General features: G+C 36.3%; 15 protein-coding genes. 13 read left to right on the forward strand and 2 right to left on the reverse strand.

Annotated features, from left to right (window positions below; genetic code table 11):
• Positions 1-951, forward strand: a complete 951-nt coding sequence (locus ABMA70_RS14100) for a hypothetical protein (protein WP_392992595.1) — start codon at positions 1-3, stop codon at positions 949-951.
• Positions 952-983: 32 nt separating this feature from the next.
• Here ABMA70_RS14100 and ABMA70_RS14105 read toward each other — a convergent pair whose 3' ends face one another.
• Positions 984-2,009 carry a succinylglutamate desuccinylase/aspartoacylase family protein gene (locus tag ABMA70_RS14105; protein WP_103218138.1) on the reverse strand — a complete coding sequence of 342 codons (1,026 nt, stop codon included), beginning with the start codon at positions 2,007-2,009 and terminating at the stop codon, positions 984-986.
• Positions 2,010-2,022: 13 nt separating this feature from the next.
• The gene (locus tag ABMA70_RS14110) at positions 2,023-3,459 is read right to left on the reverse strand and encodes a hypothetical protein (protein ID WP_103218137.1); all 1,437 of its coding nucleotides are present in this window, start codon (positions 3,457-3,459) and stop codon (positions 2,023-2,025) included.
• A 245-nt stretch (positions 3,460-3,704) separates the two neighbouring features.
• Between ABMA70_RS14110 and proB the strand changes: the two genes are divergently transcribed.
• The 12 genes from proB (at position 3,705) to ABMA70_RS14170 (ending at position 15,419) form a co-directional block, all read left to right on the forward strand.
• Entirely contained in the window at positions 3,705-4,850 is a 1,146-nt protein-coding gene (proB, locus tag ABMA70_RS14115) for a glutamate 5-kinase (protein WP_103218136.1), read from the forward strand.
• A complete protein-coding gene (locus tag ABMA70_RS14120; RefSeq protein ID WP_392992592.1) occupies positions 4,834-6,072 on the forward strand; it encodes a glutamate-5-semialdehyde dehydrogenase in 1,239 nt (412 codons plus the stop codon). The genes proB and ABMA70_RS14120 overlap by 17 nt, the downstream gene beginning before the upstream one ends.
• Before the next feature lie 24 nt (positions 6,073-6,096).
• On the forward strand, positions 6,097-6,900 hold the full coding sequence (locus ABMA70_RS14125) for a pyrroline-5-carboxylate reductase family protein (RefSeq protein ID WP_392992590.1): 804 nt from the start codon (positions 6,097-6,099) through the stop codon (positions 6,898-6,900).
• Between the two features lie 62 nt (positions 6,901-6,962).
• On the forward strand, positions 6,963-7,157 hold the full coding sequence (locus tag ABMA70_RS14130; protein ID WP_103218133.1) for a hypothetical protein: 195 nt from the start codon (positions 6,963-6,965) through the stop codon (positions 7,155-7,157).
• A 111-nt stretch (positions 7,158-7,268) separates the two neighbouring features.
• Positions 7,269-8,744 (forward strand): sodium/proline symporter, encoded by a 1,476-nt coding sequence (locus ABMA70_RS14135; protein WP_392992588.1) that lies wholly within the window; start codon positions 7,269-7,271, stop codon positions 8,742-8,744.
• 85 nt (positions 8,745-8,829) lie between these two features.
• Positions 8,830-9,600, forward strand: a complete 771-nt coding sequence (locus tag ABMA70_RS14140) for a mechanosensitive ion channel family protein (protein ID WP_158246879.1) — start codon at positions 8,830-8,832, stop codon at positions 9,598-9,600.
• A 185-nt stretch (positions 9,601-9,785) separates the two neighbouring features.
• A complete protein-coding gene (locus ABMA70_RS14145; RefSeq protein WP_392992586.1) occupies positions 9,786-10,763 on the forward strand; it encodes a LysR family transcriptional regulator in 978 nt (325 codons plus the stop codon).
• A 61-nt stretch (positions 10,764-10,824) separates the two neighbouring features.
• Entirely contained in the window at positions 10,825-12,249 is a 1,425-nt protein-coding gene (locus tag ABMA70_RS14150) for a LysM peptidoglycan-binding domain-containing protein (protein ID WP_392992584.1), read from the forward strand.
• Positions 12,250-12,311: 62 nt separating this feature from the next.
• A complete protein-coding gene (locus tag ABMA70_RS14155) occupies positions 12,312-12,602 on the forward strand; it encodes a hypothetical protein (RefSeq protein WP_392992583.1) in 291 nt (96 codons plus the stop codon).
• A 61-nt stretch (positions 12,603-12,663) separates the two neighbouring features.
• A complete protein-coding gene (locus ABMA70_RS14160) occupies positions 12,664-13,719 on the forward strand; it encodes a hypothetical protein (RefSeq protein WP_103218127.1) in 1,056 nt (351 codons plus the stop codon).
• Positions 13,720-13,728: 9 nt separating this feature from the next.
• A complete protein-coding gene (locus ABMA70_RS14165) occupies positions 13,729-14,613 on the forward strand; it encodes a metal ABC transporter substrate-binding protein (protein ID WP_392992581.1) in 885 nt (294 codons plus the stop codon).
• A complete protein-coding gene (locus ABMA70_RS14170) occupies positions 14,613-15,419 on the forward strand; it encodes a metal ABC transporter permease (protein WP_103218125.1) in 807 nt (268 codons plus the stop codon). Before ABMA70_RS14165 ends, ABMA70_RS14170 begins: the two co-directional genes overlap by 1 nt.
• Positions 15,420-15,531 lie beyond the last annotated feature (112 nt).

Raw genomic sequence — 15,531 nt, forward strand, 5'->3', positions numbered from 1 at the left:
ATGAAGCTAGTAACGTTACTATTTTTCTCAATACTTTCAATTACTATATCTGCTGCCCCGGCAAATGAGTCAAAGGCAGAAGTAAAAAAAGCCGAATCTTTTAATACAAAGGAAGAGGTAATCGAAAACCCAACTTTAAAGACTTTGTCGGGCTCACTTAAGCGTTGGTCATTTTACTCAACTTTTGCTTACAAAGGTGGTGCAATTAATGACTTAACAAGTGCAGAAAGACCTAATATTAAGAATGCAGAAGGTAATCCTTCTTTGACAAATATATCTGGTGTCTTTGGTGCTAAATATCGCCTCACGAAATCAGATAATATTTCTCTTCAAGCTGGAATGTATATGGCAACTCCATTTCATTCAAACCACACGGCATCGACAGCTTCTATTCAAAAAGAATTTGATGACAACTCACAAGAGCTTGATATTGATAATCCTGTTCTTTCATACTTTAAAACATACACAATTGGTGAATTACAAAATGTTTCATTTCTAAAGTATCAGTATGTAACTCGTGGAACAGAAAAAGATTATGGTTATCATTCTGCTGCCGCTTTTTCACAAGCAATGGCGTACCGTATTTCTAAATTCGCTTATATTGCGGCAACTGCCACTTTGACTCAGTACTTCTTTGATAAGTCGACGACAAAGTATATGGGTTTTGATATCTCGCTTCTTCCATATCAAAGAGAAAGAGAGTATCAGATAAGTTTATCAACTGAAATGTACTTGAAGCGCAATATTTCTTTAAGACTTATTTCAGATATCTTCTCTCGCTATACACTAAGACGTGAGAGTAAACTTGAAAAGCGCGTTCTTCAACAAACTATTGCAGCTACATACTTCTTTAATCGCGATATCTCAATTGCACCTAATATTCGCTTCATTGCAGAAGATATTCGTGCCGATCGCACAAATGTTGGACTAACACTTAATGTGAATTTATAAAAAAAGGGGGATTGAATCCCCCTTGGTTTTTTTTATTTCTCTGAAATTTCAAAATCATCGTGGCCAGGAATTTCTTCCGGTAATGCTTCTTTTAGGTCTACTCCAAGGTGCACAATACGTTGTCCTGCCTCGCAGTTAGGTCTAACATTCTTTCCAATAACAACTCCAGAACGGTCAGCACAAATCACTTCTTTAACTTGTCCAAAGACATCGTAAACTTTTGCGATGACTTCGCCTTTTTGCACTCGATGAGTAAGTTTTGGAAGGACATCAACAATTCCACCTTTTGTTGAATAAATCCAGTAAGAATGGTCACAAATTGTTGCATCAGTAATCATATCTTTCACATCGCCTTCAATCATAGAGAAGTAGCGAAGTGTGTTCTTAATTCCATCGAGAGTCTCATCAATTAGAGCATGTTGGAAAGCATTTGGATTACCGATTTCAACAGTAATAGCATGAATTCCTTGTTCATTCGCCCATGCTCTTAGCGTTCCTTCTTCATCATATTTTTGAACAATAATTTGTGGGTTTTGCAAGAAGGCCAGGGTTCTTGTTTCTTCTTTTTCAAGATCGGCCCTTAAGTAAAGACTGTTCACACGGCCATGACTTGCTGTATGAAGATCGAGTAGGTAGTCAAACTTCGAAACAATTTTTTGAGTGAAGTAGTAAGCATAAACATTACTAGGGTTCCCAGTAAGTTTACCTGGCATAATACGATTTAAGTCAACATTATCAATAAAGCGACGCTGATTTGTAAGGTAACCAGGTACGTTACTAATAGGAACCATGATGAGAGTTCCTTTCAAGTTCTTCGGATCAATCTCTTCAATAACTTTAAAAATTGTTGAGATACCATTTAGTTCATTTCCGTGAACAGCTGCTGTAATCCCAACAACTGGCCCATCCTCAATTCCTTTCATAATAATGATCGGCACGCGCCAAGGTACTCCTAGTGCGTTATCTGAAAGGTGTATTTGTAAACGGTGTACTTCACCTTTTGCAAAAGAGTTTAAATCAATTTCTTCAGTGGTCTTAATGACTTGTATTCCACCCATTGTACTTCCTATGCTATGAGATCATGATCTCGTTAAAGAGAGAGTTATCATTATCTAAACTTCTAAAAAGTTTTGTTCTGAAAGTCCCTTTCTTACTTATAAGTTGTTCTGCCATCTTATCAATGGCCACAATTGTTAGAATTGTTTGTATGTAGGCCTCAATTAGATCGTCAGTACCAATTCCTAGTGAATTAAAATCTTTTTGATCCATTAGCATTAGTCTTGATGTGTCAGAGTCCCATAGGTTTTCACCTTTCTTTACTGATAAGTTTGTTCCTAGAACTTCCCAACTATTTTTTGGGTATGTTGCTTCAAGAGGTTTACTCGCTCGACGAGCATAAACTGCACATGGCATAAAGCCTTTAGGTGAAGAGTAGACCATAAGTCTTAGATCGGCGATATAAATATTTCCTTTCTTATTTGGAACCGTCCCAATATGGAAGAATTTCCCATACTCACTTGTTGAACTCCACTCATAGTGACCAATTAAACTTTGAACGATAAATTGGTCATATGGATAATCCATTTGCATGAAGGCATCTAGCTCATCTTGGTTTGTGATTGTAAATACACCTTGGCCAGCATTTGAATAAGGAATTTTAATAACTGCTTTTCCACCAAACTTTTGAACCCATAAAGGAATTTCTAATTTATTAACATCCTTAATTGTTTCAGGCATATTGATTTTTAAACCTGATTCTGCAATTTGTGAGTTATAGAGTTCGTAGGCTTTATTTGCGAGAAGCTTATTGCGTCCACCTGAAAGACAAACAAGAGTCGAGTTAAAGATGAAGGTCTTCGTTGTCGTTGGAATTCTATTCCATGGCTTTTGAGTTACATATCTAAAAGCCGCACGAATAGGAATTCTTTCTCCTGTTTCAAGAGTGATGTGAAGAACTCCGTTTTCAAAATCGGCCATTTGTTCTTCACCATTGAAGTGAGGAACGAGATAAACTTCTTCTCCTGTCAGGTCTGCAATAGTTGAAGCATATCCCGATGTTTCCATGTAGTTCTTATCATAGATAACAGCTAGTGCTCCGGGTGGGAGTTTCTTCTTTCTTTTCTTTAGTGCTGGTATGAATGAGTTTTCGATTAGAAATTTATAACCTCTGTGCTCATCTGCATCTGTTCTTGGTGGCATCGACTTCTGTCCTGAAGGGCAAGAGTTTGTTTCAAGAACTACCATGCGGCGATTACCAGCTTGAGTTGTTACATAAAATAAGTCAGAGCCACCCCAGAAGAAGTGCTTACTTTCATAAGATAGAATTTCTCTCAACGTGTCAGTACAAATTTGTGGATTTAAATGACTATATCTTTTGATAATTCTTTCGTGATCTAAATTAAAAAAGTGACTCACAAGAGGGTGTAGTTGTGAGTTCAAGGCCTTCGGATAAAAGTGATTCTCTTGTTCAAAATTATCAGGCTTAATAACTTCAATTCTTCTTTTCAAGTTCTCTCCAAATTGTATTTTCTAAAGCATAAGTTAATGGAAATATTATAATCTCAATCCCTAATTCTGTAGGGAATATTTTGTAATTTTTATTAAATTTTTAAGAGCTCTAAACAATATACTAGTATATGTTGACTACTCTAGTCAGAGACTTGTTAGTTCGGTTATCCCTAATCTTGAAATCTCTCACTTTTGGTTTATTGGAATTTATGTCATGTTGTTTTTAAACAAGATAAGGGGAAGGAATGAGACTTCGTAAAGAACTACAGGGTGTGAAGCGCCTTGTTGTAAAAGTTGGAAGTAACGTTATTACAAAAGACAGCGGAAAATTAGATACAAGGAAGGTTAGAAAAATAGTAGAGGATATATGTGAGCTAATTGATGAAGGGATCGAAATCGTCCTAGTAAGTTCTGGTGCAGTTAGTGTGGGGAAGTCTTTTCTTAAGGAGCACTTACCAAGAAGAGGTCAAATTGATCTTCAGCACTCTGCAAGTGCCGTGGGGCAACCAAAGCTTATCAATACATACTCAAGACTATTTGAAGAGAATCAAAAAATATGTTCACAAATTCTTCTAACCCATGATGACTTTAGAAATAGAAAGCGCAACCTACATGCAAAGCAAAGTATAAATGTACTTTTGAAAAATAATATTACGCCTATTCTTAACGAAAATGACACGATCTCTTTTACCGAAATTGCCTTAGGAGACAATGATCACCTTGCTGCGCAAACTGCTCAGATGATTAATGCCGATGCATTGCTTATGATCACTTCAACAAATGGCCTATATGATAAAGATCCTGCTTTTAGTGATGCAAAGAGAATCGCTATTGTTCCATTTGGAAGTGATGTTCTAGAGGACGTGGATTATCAAGGAAAGACTGCTGTAGGAAAAGGTGGAATGGAATCAAAAGTTCACGCCATCACAAAAATTACTCCTATAGGTATAAAGGCGATTATTAGTTCAATGGAAAATGAGCGCCTAATTTTAGATCCACTCACTAAAGACATAGGAACCTACTTTGCACCTAAAAATGCCTATGACCCGGAAGAGCGCAAAGCATGGCTGCTCTCAATGAAAAAACCAAATTGTTATATTGAAGTTGATCGAGGTGCATTTGAAGCTCTTAATGAGAATAAGTCACTCTTACCAAAAGGGATTATTGATGTTTTTGGCCAATTTTATAAAGGGGACTGTGTTGATATTCTTTGTGATGGAGAAGTTTTTGCTTCCGGGGTTTGTGAGTATGGCCACTGTGAAGTTGAACAAATTATGGGACGCCATAGTGATGAAATCGAAGAAGTTATTGGTTTTCGAACATCAATCGAGGTTGTCCATACAATAAACTTAATTTTAGAAAAGGAAATAATTGATGAAAAAATTAGCTAGTACAGTAAAGAAGGCTTCAAGAGAATTGCTACAATTGAGTAGTGAAACAAAAGAAATGATTTTTGATGATCTTATTAGGGCCCTTGATAAAAATCGTGATTTAATTCTACAAAAGAATCAACTTGATTTAGATGCTGCTTTTAAAAATGATCTTTCTAAAGCAATGGTTGATCGCCTAAAGCTCTCTAATGAAAGAATTGATGACATTATCTCTGGAGTTAAAACGATTAAGGAACAACCTGAAATCGTTGGTACTTTTTATAACGAATTTACTAATGATCTCGGTTTAAAGATAAAGCGTCAGAGGGTTCCACTAGGGGTGATCCTAATGATTTTTGAAAGTCGACCAAATGTTGTTGTTGATTGCGCTGCCTTGGCGCTTAAATCTTCAAATGCCATCATCTTAAAAGGTGGAAAAGAGGCCAAGCATTCAAATGAGGTTCTAGGACAGATCATTCAGGAGGCGATATCGAAATATGTTGATAAGAGTGTCGTTGAAGTTTTAGCATCAGATAATCGCGAAGTTTTAAATGATTTACTAAGTCTTAAAGAAGAGATTGATGTTGTTATACCACGTGGTGGACATGGCCTAATTAATCATGTTTTTGAAAATGCCAAAATGCCAGTCATTGCTCATTACCAGGGCCTTTGTCATATGTATATTGATAGCGAAGCTGATATTGAGAAGGCCGTGACTTTAGTAGAGAATGCAAAAACACAAAGAACCGGTGTATGTAATGCAATTGAAACACTACTAATTCATAAAGACATTCTTCCTAAAGTAAATGAAAAAATTGCGAAAAGACTTTTGGCAAAAGGATGTGAATTAAGAGTTGATGAAGAATTTGCAAAACAGACAAAAGGTTCATTCATTAAAGCAACTTCTGAAGACTGGGCGACAGAATATTTAGATAATATTTTATCAATCAAAACAGTTTCTTCTCTTGATGATGCTATTGAGCATATTGGAGAGTATGGAAGTAATCACTCAGAATGTATTATTTCAACTAATGAAGACAATTGTCTTAAGTTCTTAAAAAGCGTTGATGCAAGTTGTGTCATGGTTAATGCCTCAACTCGTTTTAACGACGGTGCTCAACTAGGCCTTGGTGCTGAACTTGGAATCTCAACAACGAAACTACATGCTTATGGGCCAATGGGTGTCGAACAAATGACGACTTCTCGCTATGTTGTCGTCGGTGATGGACAAGTCAGATCATAATTTAATAGAGCAAGGAGAGTAGTGATGAAGAAAATTGCAGTAATTGGTTGCGGAAATATGGCCAGCGCAGTTGTTCGTGCAATGTATAGAGGCCAAAAAGTAAAAAATGAATTTCTCACTTATACGCCAAGTCACACTCGAGCAGTTGAACTAGCTAAAGAAGTAGAGGGAAAGGCAATTGTTGATTTAGAAGAAGCTTGTGATGCAGACTATTTCTTGATTGGCTGTAAACCTCAACAATTTGAAGAATTAGCAAAGTCTCTAAAGAGTATGGACCTTTCAAAGAAAGTTATCATTTCTATCATGGCCGGAATCGATCAAGAAAAGATTTGTAGGCTCTTAAATACGACAAAGGTAATCAGATTGATGCCAAGTTTACCTATGGAATACTCTGAAGGAATCTGTCTTCTTAGTTCTTCGAAGAATGTGGAAGTAGATGAACTCGATTTTATTAAAATGCTTCTCTCTGATAGCTCTTTAATTTTAAAAATGAGTACCGAGGAACTCTTTGATCAGGTAACCATTGTTTCGGCATCTGGCCCGGCCTTTGTTTATTATTTTATGAATACTCTAGAAGACTCTTTGAAGGATTGGGGATTAGGATCAGTTGAATCCAGAGCAATCGTTAGCCAACTATTTCGAGGAAGTGCAAAGAGTGCATTGATTAATTGCGAGAGTGAACTAGATGAATTAATCGGGAAAGTAACGTCTAAAAGGGGCGTTACGATAGAGGCGATTGAAAGTTTTAAGGATAATGGTGTCGATGCATTTGTGAGGATGGGAATTGATAAAGCGATCCTTCGCTCGGCCCAACTACGTGAGTCTTAGGGATAACCTAATTAGTAAATTAATCAATTCTTAATGAATCTAGACAATGTTAAGGTAATTAAATGAACAATAAGAAATCTGAAAAATTAGTACAATTAGTAAGTTATAGTATCGTTGATAAGAAACAGTCCCGCAAAACTAAAGTACAAAAGAAGACTTCTATTTGTGAAGAGGGGCATGGTAAGGCGCTAAGAGAGACATCTTTCCTTCGTCGAAGCCTAATTGAAGATGAAGAGAATTGCCTCTCGATACTCTAATGAATAAGTTTTTAATTTAGTATTTTATTAATAAGCAAGAGCTCATCTTGTTCGCTAGCGCTTTGTATTCTTTAAGTGAACGGATAGCTGTGCCAAAAAAAGGATTGTTAAATGATTGTTTACAGTTTCCTCTTTTTTTTACTCCTCTTTGTTTTGATTGGAGTTTCTTCAAGTTTAAAAAGTAAGAAAAATAATTCTGACTATTTATTAGCAGGACATTCCACACCACCATGGCTTGCAGCTTTATCTGCTGTGGCAACAAATAATAGTGGATATATGTTTATTGGCCTTATTGGCTATACCTATACGAGTGGACTTCAGTCTTCTTGGGTAATGATTGGTTGGATTGTTGGTGATATGGTCATGAGTTTCTTTGTTCACAAGAAGCTAAGAGATGTTACTGAAAAAGAAAACCTATTAAGCTTTGGAGGTGTTCTTTCTCGTTGGCAACGTGGAACAAGTTTTAAGAAACTTAGATTATTAGTCGGTATCATTACTATCTTATTTTTAGGTGTTTATGCTGCTGCTCAATTCAAGGCAGGGTCTAAGGCCTTACACGTTCTCTTTGGATGGGATTATAGTACTGGTGCTATTATCGGTGCAGTCATTGTTTTTGCTTACTGTCTATCAGGTGGGATTCGCGCATCAATTTGGACAGATGCAGCTCAATCATTTGTCATGATTATTGCAATGGGGCTACTTTTCTTTGTTGGAATCAATGAAGTTGGTGGATTTAATTCATATGTGACAAAACTAGATTCTGTATCTCCTGGGTTTTTGAGTTTCACTCCAACTGGACTTAATGTACCAGGTGGAACGGGAATCGGTTTATTTATATTAGGTTGGGTATTTGCTGGTTTTGGTGTTATTGGACAACCACATATCATGATTAGATTTATGACAATTGATGATACTAAGAATATGGCAAAGACTAAATTGTATTACTATGCATGGTTTATTGCTTTTACAATTTTAACAATTGGTGTTGGTCTAACTGCAAGACTTCTCTTACCAAGCTCAGCAAATTTTGATGCTGAACTCGCACTACCTTTAATGAGTCAAAAACTTCTACCTGAATTACTGATTGGTGTTGTCCTTGCAGGTATTTTTGCTGCAACAATGTCGACTGCCGACTCTCAGGTACTTAGTTGTTCTGCAGCTTTTACGAGAGATATTTTACCTAAAAAATCAGATAATATTTATCTAACAAAGCTAGCAACAGCAGGTACGACAATTATTGCTCTTTGTGTTGCCCTTTTTGGAAGCAAGAATGTGTTTGAGTTGGTTCTTCTTTCTTGGTCAATACTAGCTGCTTGCTTTGGCCCACTCCTTTTTATCTATGCAATTGGTAAGAAGGTATCTGAAATAACTGCTATTTCTATGGTTATTGTTGGTGGAGTCGTGACAATCGTTTGGATGAATCTTGGTTACGGTGCGACTATCTATGAAGTTGCCCCAGGTATCATGGCAGGACTAATCACATACTTTGTTCTTTCAAACACACCATTAAATGAAATCGTTTCTAGTAATAAGGTTGTTGATAATCGAATGAAAAATTCAAAGCTTGTAAATGAAGCCAATAGCTAACTCCTTGGTCGATTATTTATACCCAATTACGGTTACCCTCCTATTTTTAGGAGGGTACTTTCTTTCTCTTTTTAATATTAAAAGAGTGCAAAAAAGAAAGCTCAAAAATATTCGCAAAAGAGATATTTCTGATGCAGTTGAAACAGATTCACCTGTTGACGATCAAGAAAAAGAATTAAAGTCTCATGGTGCTGAGGGCATAGAAGGTCGCTTCTCATTTATGATGAAAGCACTGCCAGTCTTATTTTTTATTTTATGGTCTCTATTTGTTTCAATCCCGTACTTAGGTGAAATTCCAACAGTCTACGTTTCAATTATCGCTGCCATTGTATCTGTGATTGCTGGTTTTTCTTTAAGGCCTTTTCTAGAAAATCTCTTTGCAGGTGTCATTATCTCTTTTTTTAAATCAATCAAGATAGGAGATACCGTTACGATCGATGGACATTATGGGCTGATCGAAGAAATTGGATTGACTTATTCAGTAATAAAAAAATGGAATTGGATTAGATTAGTAATTCCGAATTCAAAGTTACTCCAGAAAGAAATCCAGAATTTTACAATGAATGATCATTATGTTTGGACACACGTTGAATTTTTCGTTGCGCCAAATGTCGATTTGAAGTTGGTAAAGGAAATAGCTCACAAGGTTGCAAAAAGATCGGAATATTTCAGCGATGTTGAAGAGCCAACGATGTGGGTCATGAAATTAGATAAGGATGCTATTGAGTGTTGGTTAGCTGCTTGGGCCGATAATCCAAGTGATGCTTGGGAGTTAAGAAATGATATGCGCACACAGCTCTATATTGAGCTTCAAAGTGCAGGGATTGAGTTTCATAAACTCAATATTAAGAGTTAATAATTTAGAGGTTGATATGATTTTAAATATAATAAGTAACTTATTTGAACAGGTTTTAAAGATGATCATTTTCATTTTAGACCAATTTTTCCCCCTTTCTTCCGACTCCTAGGTACTTAGCGCGACTAGGTAGTTCGGTTTTTGCTAATTGATGATCGTCTTGTTAAGGTAAGGAGCAAAGCTAAATGAATCGAGGAATAAACTTGGAAAAACTAAAAGATATTAATTGGAATCATCTCTATTGTTTTTATGAAGTCGCCAAAGTTCAATCTTTAAAAAAAGGTGCCGAAATCATAGGTACTTCATCACCAACACTTAGTGAACAATTAAAGCGTCTTGAAAATAAATTCAATATGAAGCTATTTAATCGCAGCTCAAAGGGGCTATCTCTAACACCTGAAGGCCTACAATTATTCGAAAGAACAAAAGGCATTTTTGAAGAGGGGAGTAAGTTACTTGAACACTTCTCAGAAGATGTTGTTGGTGGTTATCCTGTTTCAATTGGTATTGAAGAGACTATTTCATATGATCTTGCTACTGAGTTTGCATCTCAATACTGGGATCTTTATACGAAATATGGAACAGTTAATACAATACGCCAGGCCGACCATGAAGTTCTTGTGGATAATATTTTACGAGGAAATATCGATTGGGGAATCTCTCTTCGAAAACCTAAGAGAAAAAGTCTAAATGTTGCTGAAATAGGTTCATTCGAAATTGTCTTCTGTTGCTCAACAGAACTTTATGACAAGTTTAAGGATGAAAAGGATCTACTTGTAAATATTCCATTTGCAGAGAGTAATTGGGATAAGAATCTAAATCGTGTTATTTACCAACACTTAAGAAAGAATGGTGTCATACCTAAAGAGAAGGTCTATAGCGATCATATCGACTTTGTTCATAAGTTGTGTTTGAGAGGACGTTGTGTGATGTTCTTGCCAAAGAATCCGCTTGAAGAATACCTCGGACTCAAAACATTTAATCTTGGAGAGCCTCTCAAAATGTCTCTCTATGCTATTTGGAAGAAATCAGATGAAGGCCTTATTTCTATTCGTAAGCTACAAGAACTCTTTCAGTCAAAATTATCTAATGTTCCTGACCGTTATGAAGATGTGGATTTACAGATTGAAGTGTCTGATGTTTCAGATGATTTATTGAATTAGGATAAAACTAATTTGTGTTTGATCATATTTTATTTCGTGAAAATTCCCTTAGAATTTTTATATGAAAAAAAATACTCTTTTAAATTCAATTAAGTTCTTCTCTATTTTTACACTCTTATTCACTTTGTTCTCATGTGTTTCTTCAGAGAAGGAGAATATTACACCTGCTGTTGCTGGAAGCAATACGATCTCTTATCAAGATGAAGATACAATTAAGCATGAGATGGAGCTCTATCAAAATGAACGTGTCCAAAAATGGATAAATTATTTTGCAGTAAAAGATCGTGCTCGTTTTGAACAATTTATTAAAAAGGGAATGTATTACAAAGAAGTTATTCAAACAGTACTTGAAGAAGAAGAGCTTCCATATCAATTATATTACCTACCTCTAATTGAAAGTGGCTATAACAAAACTGCACTGTCTCATGCAGGGGCCGTTGGGCCATGGCAATTTATTAAGGCCACGGGAAAGAGATATGGACTAGCTGTTAACCGAGTTGTTGATGAAAGAAGAGACCCTGTTCATAGTACAGAGGCCGCAACGAAGTATCTAAAAGATCTATATACCGTTTTTAATTCTTGGGAGCTTGCAATTGCAGCTTATAATTGTGGGGAGCTTCGAGTTTTACGTGCCATTATGAAGGGGAGAACACGTAACTTTTGGGAACTTGCAGATCGAAAACTACTTCCAAGAGAAACGAGAAATTATGTCCCTAAGTTTTTGGCAGCAGCCTACGTTGGTGAAAATCTTGCTCAATTTGGCTTTGACGAAGAGATGATTGCACAATCTCCGACTTACCCAGATTTAAAATTAGTGGAGGTTCCTGGGGGCGTGCACATTAAAGATGTTGCAAAACATTTTAATATTGATCGCAGTGAAATTGAAAAAATTAATCCCGCCCTTAAACATAAGCGTACACCTAATTGGATTAAGCAATATGCGATTTGGATGCCTCGTAAGGATTATGAGAATATAGAAGAAATTCAACAGAAATTGGCAAGTAGTCGTCAATGGGGAAAACTTAATTCCTTTCCAACTCACTATCGAGTTAAAAGAGGGGACTCATTAACAAAGATCTCTCGTCGTTACAAAATTTCACTTAACAGGCTCAAGCGAATTAATAATTTAAGAAGCAGCCGAATTTATCCAGGTCAAAAACTTGCCCTAAGAGCAAATGAGTATAAGAGTGTTGTTGGGAAGAGATTCTACTTTGTGAAAAAGAATGATTATCTAGGAAAGATTGCAAGTCGCTCGGGCCTAAGCGTGTCTTATTTAAGACGCTTAAATGGAATTCATGGCAATAATATCTACGTAGGGCAAAAGTTAGATATCACTAGAGGTGTAAGAGTATTTCGCTATCGTGTTAAAAAGGGTGATAACTTAACACGTATTGCCAAACTCTATAATACGACTACATACGAAATAAGAAAGAGAAACTCTCTTCGATCGAGTAATCTCTTTATTGGACAGATGTTAAGTATCTAAATAGATTGTCTTGTTAAAAAAAAACGAGACAATTTAAATTTAGTATTGCTAGTATTGAGCTAATGCAGAAATTTTTTAGATTCATATTTGCGGCAACCTTTCTTGTAAGCTTTCTTACAGCAAGCATCCATTTCCATGAAAATGAGCATGAGACTAGTAAGTTAGATCAAGCTTGCCATTTCTGTATTAAAGTTTCTCAATTCAAATATGATGCTAGTAATTCTGATTTCTCTGAAGAACTTGAAGCAAGTTTTCTTTTTCTCGTTACAGATCGTTATCAGACCCTAGTCGGTCACACATTACAATCTCTATTTATTCAAACAGCTCCTCGTGGGCCACCAACTCATTGTTAATTTAATTACATTCACTTTTTATTTTTTAAATTTAATTAATTAATTTTCAATGAGGTTTATTTTGAAAAACTTATTTTATATTTCTATTTTATTACTAGGCTCAAACACTTTTGCGCAATCTCTTTCTGACAATTCAAGAGGCAATGGGTTTAATCCTGCCATCGGTTTAAATGCTTTAACTATCTATAAAAACTCGTCTCGTGATAATGATCACGATGGATTTTCTCTACAAGAAGCAGAGCTTCAGTTTAGTGCAGATGTTGATGCATACTTTAGAGCTGAGGCTACTTTTGCTGTTCACAAGGAACATCATGAAGAGGGTGGCGAGGAAGAGCATGGTTATGCATTTGAGCCTGAAGAAGTATTTGCTGAAACAATTTCAATTCCTGATTTTACAGTAAAGTTAGGGAAGTTCTATGCCCAATTTGGTAAGTACAATATGGTACATACTCACGCTCAGCCATTCATTTACCGTGGTCTTGTTCAAGAGTATATGTTTGGAGAAGAAGGACTAAATGAAGTTGGTGTAAGTGTATCATATCTAGCGCCACTGCCATGGTATAGTGATTTAACTGTTCAGTTTCTTCAGCCAACAAATGAAGAATTATTTGTTGAAGATCCACACTCGATCACTACTGTCGCTAACCTAAAAAACCTTTGGGATTTATCTGAGTCACTAACTCTAGAGTGGGGTCTTTCAGGTCTTTATTTTGAAGAACAAGCTGAGAAATCAACTGTCCTAGGAACAGACTTAACATTAAAATGGCGTCCAGTTAAAAAAGGTAAGTATTCGTCATTTGTTTGGTCAACTGAGTTTATCCACAAAGATGTTCAGGGAACAAACGAAGTTAAAAATGGTGGTTATTCGACATTCTTACGTTATCAATTTGCACCACGCTGGTTTGCTCAAGCACAATATGAATTCCTAGGTGTTGCTAAGGATGAGTCAATTGCAGATCAAAATGCATATACTGCACTTTTAGCATTTGTTCCTACTGAATTCTCAGCTGTAAGAATGCAATACGATGAAATTCATGATGGTGAAGATCGTCCTGAAAAAAGAGTAAGTCTTCAGTTAAGCTTTAGTATCGGTGCCCACCCGGCACACCAGTACTAGGTCGCTAAAATGAAGTCAATTCTTATAGGGTTGTTACTTGTTCTAGGTATGAGCTCTTACGCTCAATTGAGAATTGTAACAACGACGACAAATTTAGCAGATATTGCAAAAAAAATTGGTGGAGAGAGTGTGAGTGTACACTCTCTTGCTAAAGGTACTCAAGATCCTCACTTCCTAGAAGCAAAACCTAGCTATACTTTTAAAGTTGCTAAGGCCGGTCTGTTAATTAGTATCGGTGCGGGCCTTGAAGTCGGTTGGCTCCCGCTTGTTGTTAGAGGAAGTCGCAATCCAAAAGTTCGTATCGGACAAGAAGGAAGACTTGAAGCATACGCTCTTGTGAAACTAACAGATGAGGTTAAGGGGAAGCTAACGCGTGCTCATGGTGATGTTCATCCGGAAGGAAATCCTCACTTTATGCTTTCACCGAGTAAGGCCCTAGAAGTTGCGAAGGGAGTTCGTGATCGTTTCATTAAGTTAGATGAAAGTAATAGGCAGGCTTACGAAAATAATTACATAGCATATGAAAAACGCACTAAAGAATTGATAAAAGATCTTAGCGCCAAGATTAAGAAAGGAACTAAGATTATAACGTTTCACCGTACGCTAACTTATTTTTTAGATGAATTTGGGATTCAAGTTCAAAATGTTCTTGAACCTAAGCCAGGAATTCCTCCAACTGCTTCACACATTATCAGTGTTATTGAACAGATGAAAAAAGAAGGAATTCGTCATATCTTAGTTGAAAATTACTTCGATGATAGTGTCGCTAAAAGAATTAGTAAGAGTATCAAAAATGTAAAAATCAATAATGTCGCAGTTGCTGTTGACGGTAGCTCACAAGTGAAAGATATTTTCTCTCTTTATGAGAGCCTCGCTCTAGCACTGGAGGATTAATGGAAGTTATTTCTTTTTTAGCTGCACCATTTGTCATGTGTTTAATTCTTGTAGGGATACACTGCTATCTAGGATTACATGTCTTAAGAAGAGGAGTTATCTTCGTTGATCTCTCCTTAGCACAAGTGGCAAGCCTAGGCTCAACGGTAGCTTTACTCCTTCATCTCGATCACCATAGTGGCCTTAATTACTTTGTTTCTTTAGGTTTCACTTTTGTGGCCGCAGCTTACTTTGCTTGGGCCAAGAAGTTTGAAAAGTATATCTCGCAAGAAGTGTTAATCGCTCTTGTTTATGCTTTCGCTTCTTCCGCTGTTATTCTCGTTGTTAACATGATGGCCCATGGTGCAGAACATATTAAAGAAATACTCATTGGTAAGATCCTCTGGGTAACTTGGGCAGATGTTATAAAGACAGGTGCTATTTATAGTATTGTTGCTACAATTCACTATATTTTTAGAAAACAAATTCTTAGGTCAACTTTAGATAAAGATAATAGTTCTGCATTTTGGGATTTTATTTTCTTTTCGTTGTTTGGTGTTGTAATTACCTCATCTGTTGGAATAGCTGGTATTCTACTTGTTTTCTCATTTCTTGTTGTCCCTGCATTGATCAGTACATTACTCTCTCAACGTATTCGATCACAGCTGTTTATCGGTTGGGGGATTGGCTTAATTTTGAGCTTACTTGGAATGGCCCTCAGTTACTTCTTTGATCTTCCTGCTGGAGCAATTATCGTGGTGGTCTTTACTATTGTTCCAATAGTGTTCCTACCATTTTTGATAAAATTTAAAATGAGTCGCACTTAATTTAGTGCGACTTTTTTATTTTCTCTCATTTATTTCCATTAAAAACGACTATCACGATTGTTTATGCAATATGTCCAAGTAATCTTTTGATTTGAAAAACTTAACCTATTTT

Source organism: Halobacteriovorax sp. XZX-3 (assembly GCF_043196495.1).
Classification (GTDB): domain Bacteria; phylum Bdellovibrionota; class Bacteriovoracia; order Bacteriovoracales; family Bacteriovoracaceae; genus Halobacteriovorax_A.

Bases quoted from the DNA above. Each gene is read 5' to 3' on its own strand.
- ABMA70_RS14155 (WP_392992583.1), top strand. From the start codon at position 12,312: ATGCAGAAATTTTTTAGATTCATATTTGCGGCAACCTTTCTTGTAAGC.
- ABMA70_RS14100 (WP_392992595.1), top strand. From the start codon at position 1: ATGAAGCTAGTAACGTTACTATTTTTCTCAATACTTTCAATTACTATA.
- proB (WP_103218136.1), top strand. From the start codon at position 3,705: ATGAGACTTCGTAAAGAACTACAGGGTGTGAAGCGCCTTGTTGTAAAA.
- ABMA70_RS14135 (WP_392992588.1), top strand. From the start codon at position 7,269: ATGATTGTTTACAGTTTCCTCTTTTTTTTACTCCTCTTTGTTTTGATT.
- ABMA70_RS14130 (WP_103218133.1), top strand. From the start codon at position 6,963: ATGAACAATAAGAAATCTGAAAAATTAGTACAATTAGTAAGTTATAGT.
- ABMA70_RS14125 (WP_392992590.1), top strand. From the start codon at position 6,097: ATGAAGAAAATTGCAGTAATTGGTTGCGGAAATATGGCCAGCGCAGTT.
- ABMA70_RS14170 (WP_103218125.1), top strand. From the start codon at position 14,613: ATGGAAGTTATTTCTTTTTTAGCTGCACCATTTGTCATGTGTTTAATT.
- ABMA70_RS14120 (WP_392992592.1), top strand. From the start codon at position 4,834: ATGAAAAAATTAGCTAGTACAGTAAAGAAGGCTTCAAGAGAATTGCTA.
- ABMA70_RS14165 (WP_392992581.1), top strand. From the start codon at position 13,729: ATGAAGTCAATTCTTATAGGGTTGTTACTTGTTCTAGGTATGAGCTCT.
- ABMA70_RS14105 (WP_103218138.1), bottom strand. From the start codon at position 2,009: ATGGGTGGAATACAAGTCATTAAGACCACTGAAGAAATTGATTTAAAC.
- ABMA70_RS14145 (WP_392992586.1), top strand. From the start codon at position 9,786: ATGAATCGAGGAATAAACTTGGAAAAACTAAAAGATATTAATTGGAAT.
- ABMA70_RS14150 (WP_392992584.1), top strand. From the start codon at position 10,825: ATGAAAAAAAATACTCTTTTAAATTCAATTAAGTTCTTCTCTATTTTT.